The organism is Methylobacterium sp. E-045, from assembly GCF_022829685.1.
In the GTDB taxonomy this organism is placed as follows: Bacteria; Pseudomonadota; Alphaproteobacteria; order Rhizobiales; family Beijerinckiaceae; genus Methylobacterium.
Window position 1 is genome coordinate 184535 of sequence record NZ_JAKSYE010000076.1, and the last position, 12966, is coordinate 197500.

General features: G+C 67.7%; 12 protein-coding genes and 1 other RNA gene (1 of these 13 running past the window's edge). 10 read left to right on the forward strand and 3 right to left on the reverse strand.

What is annotated here, in order from left to right; all coding sequences use genetic code 11:
- Positions 1–87: 87 nt before the first annotated feature.
- The gene (locus MKK51_RS12805) at positions 88–990 is read right to left on the reverse strand and encodes a LysR family transcriptional regulator (RefSeq protein ID WP_243977562.1); all 903 of its coding nucleotides are present in this window, start codon (positions 988–990) and stop codon (positions 88–90) included.
- 318 nt (positions 991–1308) lie between these two features.
- On the opposite strand from MKK51_RS12805, the gene MKK51_RS12810 reads away from it, so the two are divergent.
- From MKK51_RS12810 to MKK51_RS12825, 4 genes are read left to right on the forward strand one after another with little or no spacing between them, the layout of a single operon-like run.
- The gene (locus MKK51_RS12810) at positions 1309–2256 is read left to right on the forward strand and encodes an ABC transporter substrate-binding protein (protein WP_243977563.1); all 948 of its coding nucleotides are present in this window, start codon (positions 1309–1311) and stop codon (positions 2254–2256) included.
- Positions 2253–3113, forward strand: a complete 861-nt coding sequence (locus MKK51_RS12815) for an ABC transporter permease (protein ID WP_409565673.1) — start codon at positions 2253–2255, stop codon at positions 3111–3113. The genes MKK51_RS12810 and MKK51_RS12815 overlap by 4 nt, the downstream gene beginning before the upstream one ends.
- On the forward strand, positions 3106–3885 hold the full coding sequence (locus MKK51_RS12820) for an ABC transporter ATP-binding protein (protein WP_243977564.1): 780 nt from the start codon (positions 3106–3108) through the stop codon (positions 3883–3885). The genes MKK51_RS12815 and MKK51_RS12820 overlap by 8 nt, the downstream gene beginning before the upstream one ends.
- Positions 3882–4730: an alpha/beta hydrolase gene (locus tag MKK51_RS12825; protein WP_243977566.1), complete on the forward strand. Its 849-nt coding sequence runs from the start codon at positions 3882–3884 to the stop codon at positions 4728–4730. Before MKK51_RS12820 ends, MKK51_RS12825 begins: the two co-directional genes overlap by 4 nt.
- Here the strand turns inward: MKK51_RS12825 and MKK51_RS12830 are convergent.
- Positions 4727–5623: a DUF6925 family protein gene (locus tag MKK51_RS12830; protein ID WP_243977567.1), complete on the reverse strand. Its 897-nt coding sequence runs from the start codon at positions 5621–5623 to the stop codon at positions 4727–4729. The two genes, MKK51_RS12825 and MKK51_RS12830, sit on opposite strands and share 4 nt — an antisense overlap.
- 170 nt (positions 5624–5793) lie before the next feature.
- On the opposite strand from MKK51_RS12830, the gene MKK51_RS12835 reads away from it, so the two are divergent.
- Together MKK51_RS12835 and MKK51_RS12840 are read left to right on the forward strand one after the other, a co-directional pair.
- Complete coding sequence (locus MKK51_RS12835) at positions 5794–6621, forward strand: FAD binding domain-containing protein (RefSeq protein WP_243977569.1); 828 nt, start codon at positions 5794–5796, stop codon at positions 6619–6621.
- Positions 6618–9377 (forward strand): molybdopterin-dependent oxidoreductase, encoded by a 2760-nt coding sequence (locus MKK51_RS12840; RefSeq protein WP_243977572.1) that lies wholly within the window; start codon positions 6618–6620, stop codon positions 9375–9377. Before MKK51_RS12835 ends, MKK51_RS12840 begins: the two co-directional genes overlap by 4 nt.
- Positions 9378–9411: 34 nt before the next feature.
- Here the strand turns inward: MKK51_RS12840 and MKK51_RS12845 are convergent, their stop codons facing one another.
- Positions 9412–10005: an ATP-dependent Clp protease proteolytic subunit gene (locus MKK51_RS12845; RefSeq protein ID WP_243977574.1), complete on the reverse strand. Its 594-nt coding sequence runs from the start codon at positions 10003–10005 to the stop codon at positions 9412–9414.
- Between the two features lie 117 nt (positions 10006–10122).
- Here MKK51_RS12845 and ssrA point away from each other — a divergent pair.
- The 4 genes from ssrA to paoC all read left to right on the forward strand — a co-directional run.
- Positions 10123–10450, forward strand: a transfer-messenger RNA (tmRNA) gene (ssrA, locus tag MKK51_RS12850).
- A gap of 367 nt (positions 10451–10817) precedes the next feature.
- Complete coding sequence (paoA, locus tag MKK51_RS12855) at positions 10818–11453, forward strand: aldehyde dehydrogenase iron-sulfur subunit PaoA (RefSeq protein WP_243977576.1); 636 nt, start codon at positions 10818–10820, stop codon at positions 11451–11453.
- Positions 11450–12400 (forward strand): FAD binding domain-containing protein, encoded by a 951-nt coding sequence (locus tag MKK51_RS12860; protein ID WP_243977578.1) that lies wholly within the window; start codon positions 11450–11452, stop codon positions 12398–12400. The genes paoA and MKK51_RS12860 overlap by 4 nt, the downstream gene beginning before the upstream one ends.
- 3 nt (positions 12401–12403) lie before the next feature.
- On the forward strand, positions 12404–12966 hold the beginning of the coding sequence (paoC, locus tag MKK51_RS12865) for an aldehyde oxidoreductase molybdenum-binding subunit PaoC (RefSeq protein WP_243977580.1). It continues 1645 nt past the right edge of the window; only the first 563 of its 2208 coding nucleotides appear in the window; its start codon is at positions 12404–12406; the stop codon falls past the right edge of the window.

A 12966-nucleotide genomic window follows, 5' to 3' on the forward strand; every position in this document is an offset into this window, starting at 1 on the left:
GCCGTAACGATGAGGGGGATCAGGCGGGACGTCCGTAGCTAAAGCGGGCTGAGTGTATCGACCGAACCGGAATGCCGCCTGAACAGGTCACGCCGCGCCGTAGCGGTCGTTGAGGCTCGCGGCGAGGCCGTCGGCGAATTTTGCGGCGGCGACGGGGAGCATCCGCCCGCGCAGCTGGCCGAGGATCAGGGTCATGGGGGAGAGGTCACGCTCGTCGATGGGCCGGCTGACGAGGCGCTGGTCGTCGGGGATGCCGCTCGGTACCTGCAGGCTCACCACATCCTCGCGCAGGGCGAGGTTGCGCAGGAACTCGAGCGAACTCGATTCGACGGCGGGGCGCACCGGCGTCCCCCGCCGGGCCAGGGCATCGTCGAGGTGATGGCGGATCGCCAGCGACCGGTCGGGCAGGGCGAGGGGGTGGGTGAGGCAGTCGCGCAGCCGCACCGGCCCGTCCCCGCCCGCCAGGGGATGAGACGCGCGCATCACCACGCAGAGGGTCTGCCGGCAGGTAAACAGGGCGTGGAGATCGGCCGAGGGCGGCGGCTGCAGCACCAGGGCGAGGTCCGATTCGAAGGAGGCCAGCGCCGCCACGGCCTGGGCATGGTCGCGCACCTGGACCGTGAACGACACCTGGGGAAAGCGCGCGCGGTAGGCCCTCACCTCGTCCGGCACCACCTGGTTGACGAAGGCCTGGCTGCAGGCGAGGGCCACATGGCCGCGCCGCACGCCGGAGAGGTCGGCGATCTGCGAGCGGACGCGCTCCATGTCCGAGACCTGATCGCGGATATGCCGCACCAGCAACTCGCCGGCCGCGTTGAGGCGCATGCCCTGCGCCAGCCGCTCGAAGATCGGTGTGCCGAGTTCGTATTCGAGATCCTGGATCTGCCGCGTGAGCGCCGAGGGCGCGATGTTCAAGGCCTCCGCCGCCCGGCGGATCGAGCCGCGCCGGGCCACCTCCGAGACGTAGGTCAGGGTCCGCAGATGCTTCATGGCAAACGCTTCATGGCAAAAGCTTCATGGCAAGCGCCTCAAGAGAACATGGGGCTTCAGTCTCATCCGGACGTGGACACACCTAAGCCATTCCGGGCTCGCCTTTGGCGACCCGGAATGGCGGTGAGGGACAAGCTTCGGGGGCTGCGTCGAGCGAGCTTCTGCCATCAACCGGAGTCCAGCGGCGCATAAGCGGAGATCACCATCCTACCGTCGCTGTTGCGAATTTCGCAACATCATAGTCGATAAGAAGCACTCGTTTGCAACGCTTCGCCGACGTACCCTGTCCGGGTCCACGTCATGACGGAGCCGGCACAGATGATTCGTCGTCGCACCTTCCTCGCCGGCCTCGGCGCCGGCGCCCTCGTCGGGCCATCGGCCCTCCGGGCGGAGACGCCCACGGTGATCCGGATGGGATCGCTGAAGCTGATCCATTCCATCGCGCCGTACTTCTATGCCCAGTTCGCGCCGCCCGGCGTCACCGTGGAGGTGATCCCGTTCGAGAGCCCCACCGAGTGCAAGAACGCGGTGGTGACGAAGTCGGTGGATTTCGGGACGTTCGGCATCGCCGCCGGCACTCTCGGGGCGGCGGCCGGCGAGCCCATCGTCGTGATCGCCTCCACCTGCAACCGCGGCATGGCCATCATCGCCAAGACCGGGTCGGGCATCGAGAAGGTCGCCGACCTGAAGGGCAAGCGCGTGGCGATCTGGCCCGGCTCGACCCAGGAGGTCTTCGCCCTGGAGCGCATGCGCATGGAGGGGGTGAGCGTGAAGGACATCACGCCGGTGCGCATCTCCTTCAGCGAGATGCACATCGCTCTCGCGCGCGGTGACGTCGATGCCTATGTCGGCGCCGAACCCGCCCCCGGCGTCAGCCTCTCCACGGGGGTCGGCACCCTGGTCGAGTATCCCTACGGCACCGAGATGGGCTCCCTGAACATGGTGTTCGGCGCCCATCGCGACACGTTGGCGGAGCGGCCCGATGTGGTGAAGACCATGCTGGAGATCCACCGCAAGGGGTCGGATTTCGCGCAAGGGAACCGCGACGCCACCGTGGCCATGGCGGTGCAGAAGCTCGGCCAGAAGCGGGAGGCCATCGAGCTCTCGGTTCCCAATGTCGAGTTCAAGTGGAAGCTCGGCGAGACCGAAGTGAAGCAGGCCAAGGCCTATTCCGAGCACATGCTGGCCGCCCGGCAGATCAAGCGCCTGCCGGATCTCTCCAGCTTCATCGATACCCGCTTCGTCGATGCGATGAGGGATTCGTGAGCGCGCCGGCCGTTTCCGCCCCGGCGGTGTCGGAGGAGACCACGCGCCAACCGCTCCCGAGCCGCCTGCTCCCGAGCCTCTCGCGCCTGCGCCAGCCCGTCCTCGCGCTCGCCCTGCCCGTGGCCATGGGCATCGCCTGGCACCTTCTCACGGTGGGCAGGCCCTACAGCCTGATCCCGCCGCCCGCCGAAGTCTGGACGGCGATGATGGATCTCGCCATCGGCGGACCGGAGGGGGACGCGTTCAGCGGCACGCTGCTCACGCATCTCGTCGCCTCGCTCACCCGCGTCTTCGGCGGGTTCAGTCTGGCGGCCCTGGCGGCGGTGCCCCTCGGGCTCCTTATCGGCCGGGTGCCGCTCATGCGTCAGCTTCTCGACCCGACCCTGCAGATCCTGCGCCCGGTGCCCGTCACCGCCTGGCTGCCCCTCGCGATGATCCTGTTCGGCCTGGGGCCGCGCTCGGCCTATTTCCTCGTCTTCCTCGGCGCGTTCTACCCGATCCTCGTCAACACCATCTTCGGGGTGCGCTCGGTGGAGCCGCGTCTGTTCGAGGCCGCCGCCATGCTCGGCTGCCGGGGTTCGGCGCAGTTCGCCCGCGTGGTCCTGCCGGCGGCCCTGCCGTCGATCGTCACGGGTCTGCGCCTCGGCCTCGGCTTCGCCTGGGTGGTGATCGTCGTCGGCGAGATGACCGGCGTCCCCACCGGCCTCGGCGCGATCATCATGGAGGCGCGGCAGCTCTCGCGCACCGACATCGTCATCTGCGGGATGATCGTCATCGGCGTCGCCGGCTTCGTCTGCGACCGGGCCGTGATGCTGGCCGGCCAGCGCCTTCTTGCCTGGAGCCCCTCCCATGGCTGAGCCCACCGTGCCGATCCTCGACATTCGCGGCGTGTCGAAATCCTTCGCCGTCCAGGACCGCTCGGTCCAGGCCCTCAGCGGCGCCAACCTCACCGTGGCCAAGGGCGAGTTCATCTGCCTGCTCGGCGCGTCGGGCTGCGGCAAGTCCACCCTCTTGCGCATCGTCGCCGGGTTCGAGACGGCCACCGCCGGCGAGGCGCTGATGTGGGGCAAGCCCATCGACGGCCCCGGCCCGAGCCGGGGCATGGTGTTCCAGGATTACGGCCTGTTCCCCTGGCTCACGGTCCGGGACAATATCGGCTTCGGCCCGAAATCGCGCGGCCGGCCGGCGGCGGAAATCCGCGATACGGTGGAGCGCTACATCGCCCTCGTCGGGCTGCAGCGTTTCGCCGACGCCCATCCGCACCAGCTCTCCGGCGGCATGAAGCAGCGGGTCGCCATCGCGCGGGTTCTGGCGAACGATGCCGAAATCGTCCTCATGGACGAGCCGTTCGGGGCCCTGGACGCCATGACCCGCGAGCGGCTGCAGGACGAACTCCTCGACCTGTGGAGCCGCACCGGGCTCACCGTGCTGTTCGTGACCCATGCCATCGAGGAGGCGATCTTCCTCGCCGACCGGGTCGTGGTCATGTCCCCGAGCCCCGGCCGGATCGATGCGATCCACGGGATCGATCTCGCCCGCCGCCGCGACGTGTCGAGCCCGGCCTTCAACGACGTACGCCGGATGCTGTCGGCCCAGCTCCACAGCCACCACGCCCCCGTGGCCGCATGAGCGGGGCGGCGTCGCGATCCGGCGACTGGCGCCGGATGGACCGCGAGACCCTGAGTCGCGCCTACGATAATACCGGTGCCGTGGCCGACAGTGCCGCGCGGTTGTCCGGCTGGCGGGCCCGGAGCGCCGAGCTTCGCGCGCTCCACCCCCACGACCTCGACCTTCCCTACGGGCCGGCCGAGCGGAACCGGATCGACCTGTTCCGGAGCGGGGCGGAGGATGCGCCGCTCCTCGTCTTCATCCATGGCGGCTACTGGATCCGCAACGCCCGCCAGGATTTCGCCTGCATGGCGGAAGGGCCGCTGAATCACGGTCTCGATGTGGGTTTGGTGGGATATACCCTGGCGCCCGCTGCGAGCCTCACCGAGATCGCCGCAGAGATCCGGGCTGCGCTCGCCGTCCTGCGCGGCCGGGAGGAGGGGAGGGGGCGCCGTCGCCTCGTCGTCTCGGGCTGGTCGGCCGGCGGGCATCTCGCGGCCCTCGCCCTGGCGTGGCCCGAGGTCGATGCCGGCCTCGCCATCAGCGGCGTGTTCGATCTTGAGCCGATCCGCCACACCGAGCTCGACGACCGGCTGCACCTGACGGAAGCCGAAATCGAGGCCCTCTCGCCGATCCGGCAGGTGCCGCGTTCCGATAAGCCCCTCGCCGTCGTGTGCGGATCGGCCGAATTGCCCGAATTGCGGCGGCATTCCGCTGATTACGACGAGGCGTGGCGGTCCGCCGGGAACGCATCGACCTTCGCCGAACTGCCCGGCCACGATCATTTTTCGATCCTCGACGAGTTAATCCGTCCCGACGGCGCATTGACGGCCCTCGCCGTGAAGCTCGCCGGGAAGGGCGCCTAGCCCTCGCCGCGCAGGCACGCGTCCTGGGCCTCGCCCGCCCGCCGCGCGCTCCTGGCGTGGCGCCCCCTGACGGCCTCCCCGCCCATCGCGGCCTGCTTTGCCGCGATCAAGTCCGGGTCGCCCCAGCGCGCCAGCAGCGTCTGAAACGCCTCGTGGCGGTCGCGCCGAAAGGAAATTCTGCCACCGGCACCGTCCCTGCAGGGGTGCGGCGGAAGAATCGCGCCGCAGGGCACCCAGCCGGAGGGGATCGGCGCCGTCGCGGCATGGGTCCGGCCGAGGCGCAGGATGTTCGGCAGGAGATGGGTTTTCGGGCCGACCGACGCCGATCCCGCCTCGCTGCGGATGGGCGAGAACACCTCGATCCGTCCGATCCGGGTGAGAAAGACGCGATGCGGGCCGGCGGCGACGAGCTCCGCCGCGACGGCATGGCCGGGTCCGAACAGGCCCCCTCCGGCGGCGCTCCTGAGCCGCGCGATCGTGCGGGTATCGCTCGCCCGGACACAGGCATCAACCGCGAGCAGGTTCAGACCGAGATCGAACAGGATACTCTCGCGATCCTCGGGTCTTGCAGCCTGATGATCGGGGCCGAGTTCGGTGATGACCGATCGTTGGTTCATGGCACAGGCCTCCTCGGGCAGGCACAAGGCCACGGCGTGACTCCAGCCGAAGGCGAAGCCGGTTTCGTAAGCCACGGGACGACAGACGGCGGCGGGGTCGAGGGCGATGGCCCCCCGCTCCGTGGCGATACCCATGCGGGTATCGGCCAGCGGCATCGCTGCTTCATCCGGATCGCGGAGGAAGCTCGCAGCGGCGCCGAAACTGCCAAGGCTCCAGGTCGTGAACGGATCGTCGAGGGCGCTCGCCAGAAGACTCGCGACGGCTTCATGCTCCATCGCCGCAGCTTAGCGGGGCGAACCTGAGCGCGCGAGACGCGATTCCAGGCGGCACTGATTTTGCTCCGCAGACCGTGCCCCAAGCACGGGCACCCTCGCTTCGCTGGCGAGCTTCCCATCGCTGTCTCGACCGGGCAATCTGACCGCAGGCTCGCCCCTGGATTCCCACCATGGATCTGAACTCGATCGGCGCCGTCGCCGTGCCGCGGAACCGCTCCGACCTCTCCGGGTGGCGGGACGGCGATGCCTGGCTGGGGGGAGGGACCTGGTTGTTCTCCGAGCCGCAGCCGCGCCTGCGCCGCCTCGTCGACCTCTCCCGCCTCGGCTGGCCGGCGCATGAGGTGAGCGTGCGTGGCCTCTCCATCGCCGCGACCTGCACCATCGCCGACCTGTTCCGCCTCGACCTGCCCGCCTCCTGGAGCGCCGCGCCGCTCTTCGCGCAATGCTGCCGGGCGCTGCTCGGATCGTTCAAGATCTGGAACATGGCCACCGTAGGCGGCAACATCTGCCTCGCCCTGCCGGCCGCACCGATGATCGCGCTCGCCACCGCTCTGGAGGGAACCTGCCTGGTCTGGACGCCGGAGGGGACCGAGCGCGAGGTCGCCATCACCGATCTCATCCTCGGTTCGCAATGCACGTCGCTGGCACCCGGCGAAATCCTGCGGCGCATCGATCTTCCCCAGGCTGCGCTGCAGCGGCGGACCGCTTTCCGCCAGGTTTCCTTGAGCCCCAACGGACGTTCCGGCGCCCTGCTGATCGGCACCCTGGACGCGAGTGGCGCCTTCGCGCTCACGATCACGGCCTCGACGCGCCGCCCGCTGCGCCTGGTCTTCCCGACGCGCCCCGATGCGGCGGTTCTCGCCGCCTCCATCACCGAGGCGGTTCCGGCGGCGCTGTATCACGACGACGTTCACGGCAGCCCGGATTGGCGCAGGCATATGACCTTCACCCTCGCCGAGGAGATCCGGCGCGCGTTCGAGACCGAGGGCCGCGCATGATCCTGCACGTCAACGGCCACGAGCAGGATGCGTCTCCGCTTCCGGGGCAGTGCCTGCGCACGATGCTGCGCGAACTCGGCTGGTTCGGGGTCAAGAAGGGCTGCGATGCCGGGGATTGCGGCGCCTGCACCGTGCATCTCGACGGGGAGCCGGTGCATAGCTGCCTGTTGCCCGCTTTCCGTGCCGAGGGGCGCAGCGTCACCACCATCGAAGGGCTTGGCGGCCCCTGTCGGCCGGGGGAGGGGGAAGCGCAGCGGCTCCATCCCATGCAGGCGGCCTTTCTCGGCGCCCAGGGGTATCAGTGCGGGTTCTGCACCCCCGGCATGATCATGACCGCCTCGGCCCTGGATCAGGGGCAGACAGGCGATCTCGCCACCGCCCTCAAAGGCAATCTCTGCCGCTGCACCGGCTACGGTGCCATCGCCGATGCCGTGGCGGGCGTGGTGCGCGTGGAGCGTCATACGGATGGGCGGGACGACCCGTGCGGGCGCAGCGTCCCGGCTCCGGCCGGGCCTGGGATCGTCTCGGGACATGCCGCCTTCACCTTTGATCTTGCCGTGCCAGACCTGCTTCATCTCAAGATCTTGCGCTCGCCTCACGCCCATGCCCGCATCCTGCGGATCGACCGGGCGGGGGCTCTGGCCGTGCCGGGTGTCGTGGCGGTCTTCACCCACGAGGATGTTCCCACCGGACGGTTCTCCACTGGGCGGCACGAGAATCCCCTCGACGACGCACCGGATACGCGGGTGCTCGATCCGATCCTCCGCTTCGTCGGCCAGCGGGTGGCGGCGGTGGTGGCGACGAGCGAGGCCGCAGCCGAGGCCGGTTGCGCGGCGCTGACCGTGGATTACGAGATCCGCGACGCGGTGTTCGATCCGGACGAGGCCCTGCGACCGGGTTCTCCTCTCGTTCACGACGGCGCCGACCGGCCCGGCGAGGATGCGCCGCCGCGCCTCACCCTTCCCAACCTCGCCGCCGAAGTGCATGGCGAGGTCGGCGACGTGGCGGCTGGGTTTGCCGAGGCGGACCTGATCCACGAGGCGGCCTACGATTCCCAGCGGGTCCAGCACGCCCATCTCGAGACCCATGGGGCCGTCGGCTGGCGCGACGAGGACGGGCGCCTCGTCATCCGCTCCAGCACCCAGACGCCGTTCCTCACCCGCGACGCCCTGGCGGACCTGTTCGGCCTGGAGCGGGATGCCGTGCGCGTGCTCTGCGGCCGGGTCGGTGGCGGTTTCGGCGGCAAGCAGGAGATGCTCACCGAGGATCTCGTTGCCCTGGCCGTTCTCACCACCGGTCGCCCGGTGAAGTGGGAGATGACCCGCCAGGAGCAGTTCACCGCCACCACCACCCGCCATCCGATGCGGGTGACGGTAAAGATCGGCGCCCGCCGGGACGGCACGCTGACGGCCATCGCGCTGCAGGTGGTCTCCAACACCGGCGCCTATGGCAACCACGCCGGTGGCGTCATCCATCACGGCTGCAACGAGGTGATCGGTGTCTATCGCTGCCCCAACAAGCGCGTCGACGGCTACGCGGTCTATACCCACACGCTCCCGAGCGGCGCTTTCCGGGGCTACGGCCTGAGCCAGACCATCTTCGCGGTGGAATCGGCCATGGACGAACTCGCGCGCGGGCTCGGTCTGGACCCGTTCGAGATGCGCCGCCGCAACGTCGTGCGCCCGGGCGACCCGATGGTATCGAACAGCCTCGAGCCCCACGACGTGGAATACGGAAGCTACGGACTCGACCAGTGCCTGGATCTCGTCGCATCCGCCATGGACGAGCTCGGGCACGCCGAGCTCCCTTCCGCCGACTGGCTCGTTGGTGAGGGGATGGCGATGGCGATGATCGACACGATCCCGCCGCGCGGCCATTTCGCCGAGGCGCGGATCGCGCTTCAGGCGGACGGACGCTATCACCTCGATGTCGGCACCGCCGAGTTCGGCAACGGGACGACCACCGTCCTGGCGCAGATCGCGGCCTCGGCGTTGAGTACGAGCCCCGAACGGATCGTTCTGCGCCATGGCGACACCGACCGCGTCGGCCATGATACCGGGGCCTATGGATCCACCGGCATCGTGGTGGCCGGGCAGGCGACGCTGAAAGCCGCCCTTGCCCTGGCACAGGCCCTTCGCGAAGCTGCCGCCGAGAGGGGAGGGGGGGCGCTATCCGAATGCTGCATGCGCCGCGACGGCGTCTCGACTCCCGCTGGCGAGATCGGTTTTGCCGAACTCGTCTCGGACGGGCCCATCAGGCGCGCAGCGAAGGCCGATGGCTCACCCCGTTCCGTCGCCTTCAACGTCCAGGGGTTCCGGGTCGCTGTCCATCGGTCGAGCGGGGAAGTTCGCATTCTCGACAGCGTGCACGCCGCCGATGCCGGCCACGTTCTCAACCCAATGCAGTGCCGCGGCCAGGTCGAGGGCGGTGTCGCGCAGGCGATTGGCGCAGCTTTGTACGAGGCTGTGCGGATCGACGACGGGGGGCGCGTCGTCACGCAGACCTTCCGCAACTATCATATCCCCGCCTTCGCGGACGTGCCGCGCACCCGTGTCCTCTTCGCGGACACCTATGACGGCATCGGTCCGCTCGGCGCGAAGTCGATGAGCGAGAGCCCGTTCAACCCCGTCGCCCCAGCGCTGGCCAATGCCATCCGCGATGCCACGGGCGCGCGGCTCACCACAACGCCCTTTGCACCGGACCGTATCTATCTCGCCGTGATGGAAGCGGTGAGGCAGCGCGACGGGCTGGTGTGACCTCGGCCTGTCGCTCTGGATTTCGCGCCGATGACTAAAGGACGGCCTCGATAAGCCCGAGGCTCTTGGCTTCCTCGGCCTCAATGTACCAATTGTACGGGGCTTTCTCGATGACCTCGTCCAGGGTGACCCGCGAGCCGGTGACGAGGTTGGCGAAACCCTCGTTCTGAATCTCGATCGAGGTCTCGATCTCGTGCAACGTGGCCTTGAGGGTGGCGATGCAGGTGGTGAGGGGGCCGTGGATCTCCAGGGTCTTCGCCATTTTGCGCTCGTGGATCATCAGCCGCGTGCCGCGCGTGAGATAGCGGTTGGCGCGCGCGAAGAAGCTCATGAGCGTTGTTCCGGCCGAGTAGATCGCCGCCTTGCCGAGGAAGACGAAGCGACGATGCGGAGTGACCTCGCTAGCGAAGCGAATGTCTTCGCCCATCATCCGCGCGACTTCCGGGTCGCCGCCGAGGGTGGTGAGTTCAACCACCACGAGGTCCAGCCCGGAGGCGGCGTCGAGTTGGCTTCGAAAAGTCTTGTACATGTCGTGATCGACCGGGCCAGACAGCAGGATGGCGGGTTCCTTGAAATCCGGAGCGGACAGCAGCGTGTTGTTCATCATCGATCCTCTGCCGAAGGGCATGTCGGGATGCATCCCCGCATGCCTCGTGCCGGATCGAGAAGCCTCACGCGCAACTCCGGTTGCGGTGAGCGGGAAAAAATCTCCGCACGGTGGCATCCGGCATCCAGATGGGGCGCCGATCTGGACTTTTCGGCCCGCCGCCTCTATATCGAACCTGCGTTTGATGACCGGTTCGTAATAACGTTTCAGGACCCGGAGGGCAGTACTCCGGCGCCTCCACCAAAAGCGCATCGTGATGCGTTTCTGATGGGGGCGAAATAGGATCGACTGGGCGGTAAAGGGATCGCGAGAGCGTCGGTAAGGACTCGACCGGTTTGGCGCAGGCAACCCCTGTTCCAGGTATTTGGCCAAAACTCTAAATGCCAACGATAACGTTGTCATGGATGCCCGCCTCGCGGCGTAAGCATCTTGCGGTAGGGTAACCGTCGAAACAGAACCCGGGGCTTCGGCTCCGGGACCCACCCTTCTCATCATTGATGTCGTTTTTTCAGCCGCGGCATTGCCGTCTTCGGCTGATTTGTCGTGTTCGGTCTCAGCGGCCTGGGATGCGAGCGCGTCTCGCCCGCTTCGGCGGTATTTCACCCCCTCGTTTCAGCCGCTCCACGACGACTGCGTTGCACGTGCGCGCGCGCACATGCGGAATTTGGAACTCTTCCAAGGCGTTGCTGCACGGTCCGCCTGCGCTACTTCGTGCCATCAGGGAAAGTTCTGCGCCGTCGAGCGTTTGTCGGGGGCTGGTCGGGGCTTCGCGAGGACTTCCGCGACACGACCCAACGGAATCTCACGTCTATGGATCTGGTTCGGAGAACGCCATGTATGGCTCTGAAGACCTCGAACTCAACCGGCGCCATCTGATGGCGGGTGCGTCTGCCTGCGCCGTCGCCACGGCCTGCCCCTCCGCAGCCTGGGCGGCTGCCGGGAGCTCTTCCGAGCCTGTCACGTCGAAAGTCTCTCTCACGGTGAACGGGACCGTGCATGAGATCGACGTGGATACTCGCACCACACTCCTCGATGCCGTTCGCGAGCATCTGCACCTGACGGGTGCCAAGAAGGGCTGCGACCACGGTCAATGCGGGGCCTGTACGATGATCGTCGATGGCAGGCGCATCAATTCATGTCTGACTCTTGCCGTCATGCATCAGGGTGATGCCATCACCACCATTGAGGGATTGGGCCAGCCCGGTAATTTGCATCCGATGCAGGCCGCCTTCGTCAAGCATGACGGCTATCAATGCGGGTTCTGTACGCCGGGGCAGATCTGCTCCGGTGTGGCGGTTCTGGATGAGATCAAGGCCGGCATCCCGAGCCACGTCACCGCTGATCTCACGGCGGGTGCCGCAGTCACAACCGACGAGATCCGCGAGCGCATGAGCGGCAACATCTGCCGCTGCGGCGCCTATTCCAACATCGTCGACGCCATGACCGAAGTCGCGGGGAGGCAGGCATGAAGTCCTTTACTTACGAGCGCGCGTCCTCGCCGGCGCAGGCGGCCTCATCCGTCATGCGCGTACCCGGAGCGAAGTTCATCGCCGGCGGCACCAATCTCCTCGACCTGATGAAGCTGCAGGTCGAGACGCCGACTCATCTCGTCGACGTCAACGGATTGGATCTCGACACGATCGAACCGACGGAAGAGGGCGGTCTGCGGATCGGCGCCCTGGTACGCAACACCGATCTCGCCGCCGACATGCGTGTAAGGCGCGGCTACGGCGTTCTGAGCCGGGCCTTGTTGTCCGGAGCATCCGGCCAGTTGCGCAACAAGGCAACGACGGCGGGCAACCTGCTTCAGCGCACTCGCTGCCCGTATTTCTACGACACCGCGCAGCCCTGCAACAAGCGCCAGCCCGGAAGCGGCTGCTCGGCCATTGGTGGCATCAGCCGCCAGCTTGCGGTGGTGGGGGCCAGCGAGGCCTGCATTGCCACGCATCCCGGCGACATGGCTGTGGCCATGCGCGTGCTCGACGCGAAGGTAGAGACCGTGAACGACAAGGGTGACACGCGGACGATTCCCATCGCCGAGTTCCATCGCCTGCCGGGAGACACGCCGCAGATCGAGACGAGTCTGCAGCCTGGCGAACTCATTACGGCGGTGACGCTGCCCAAGCCTGTGGCGGGGATGCATGTCTACCGCAAGGTCAGGGACCGTGCGTCCTACGCTTTCGCGCTGATTTCCATCGCGGGAATTGTCCAGCGCGACGGGACCGGACGTATTGCCGTCGGCGGCGTGGCGCCGAAGCCGTGGCGTGACGAGACCGCCGAGGCGGAGCTTCCGAAGGGCGCCAAGGCCGCGACGGAGCGGCTGTTCGCGGGAGCGAAGCCGACGCACGACAATGCTTACAAGCTCAAGCTCACCGAGCGTGCGCTCGGTGCCGTTCTGTCCGAAGCGAGGGCCTGAACCATGAAGTTCGACACTCCCGCAGGCCGCAATCCCATTGATCAGCTGAAAGTGGTGGGCAGGGCGACCGATCGGATCGACGGTCCCTTCAAGACCACCGGCACCGCTCACTACGCCTATGACTGGCACGATCCGCAATCGAAGGCAGTCTATGGTTTCGTCGTCGGAGCGACCATCGCCAAGGGGCGCATCGCGGCGATGGCTCTCGACGAGGCCAAAGCCGCACGCGGCGTGCTCGCTATCGTCACGGCGGAGAATGCCGGCCCCCTCGACAAGGGCAAGCTCAACGCCGCGAAGCTTCTCGGCGGTCCCGAGATCGAGCATTATCACCAGGCGGTCGCCTTGGTCGTGGCGGAGACGTTCGAACAGGCCCGTTCCGCGGCGGCCCTCATCCGTGTCGACTACGCCGAAACCAAAGGCGCCTTCGACTTGGCGGCGGTAAAGGATACGGGCAAGCCCGAGAAGCTTGCGGGTGCCCCGTCCGATACCGCGATCGGCGATTTCGCCGGAGCCTTCGCCTCGGCCCCGGTTCAGCTCGACGCCACCTACACCACGCCCGATCAGGC

Excerpts from the sequence above, each read along its gene's own strand:
- MKK51_RS12805 (WP_243977562.1), bottom strand. The coding sequence starts at position 990 with ATGAAGCATCTGCGGACCCTGACCTACGTCTCGGAGGTGGCCCGGCGC.
- MKK51_RS12810 (WP_243977563.1), top strand. The coding sequence starts at position 1,309 with ATGATTCGTCGTCGCACCTTCCTCGCCGGCCTCGGCGCCGGCGCCCTC.
- MKK51_RS12820 (WP_243977564.1), top strand. The coding sequence starts at position 3,106 with ATGGCTGAGCCCACCGTGCCGATCCTCGACATTCGCGGCGTGTCGAAA.
- MKK51_RS12825 (WP_243977566.1), top strand. The coding sequence starts at position 3,882 with ATGAGCGGGGCGGCGTCGCGATCCGGCGACTGGCGCCGGATGGACCGC.
- MKK51_RS12830 (WP_243977567.1), bottom strand. The coding sequence starts at position 5,623 with ATGGAGCATGAAGCCGTCGCGAGTCTTCTGGCGAGCGCCCTCGACGAT.
- MKK51_RS12835 (WP_243977569.1), top strand. The coding sequence starts at position 5,794 with ATGGATCTGAACTCGATCGGCGCCGTCGCCGTGCCGCGGAACCGCTCC.
- MKK51_RS12840 (WP_243977572.1), top strand. The coding sequence starts at position 6,618 with ATGATCCTGCACGTCAACGGCCACGAGCAGGATGCGTCTCCGCTTCCG.
- MKK51_RS12845 (WP_243977574.1), bottom strand. The coding sequence starts at position 10,005 with ATGCCCTTCGGCAGAGGATCGATGATGAACAACACGCTGCTGTCCGCT.
- paoA (WP_243977576.1), top strand. The coding sequence starts at position 10,818 with ATGTATGGCTCTGAAGACCTCGAACTCAACCGGCGCCATCTGATGGCG.
- MKK51_RS12860 (WP_243977578.1), top strand. The coding sequence starts at position 11,450 with ATGAAGTCCTTTACTTACGAGCGCGCGTCCTCGCCGGCGCAGGCGGCC.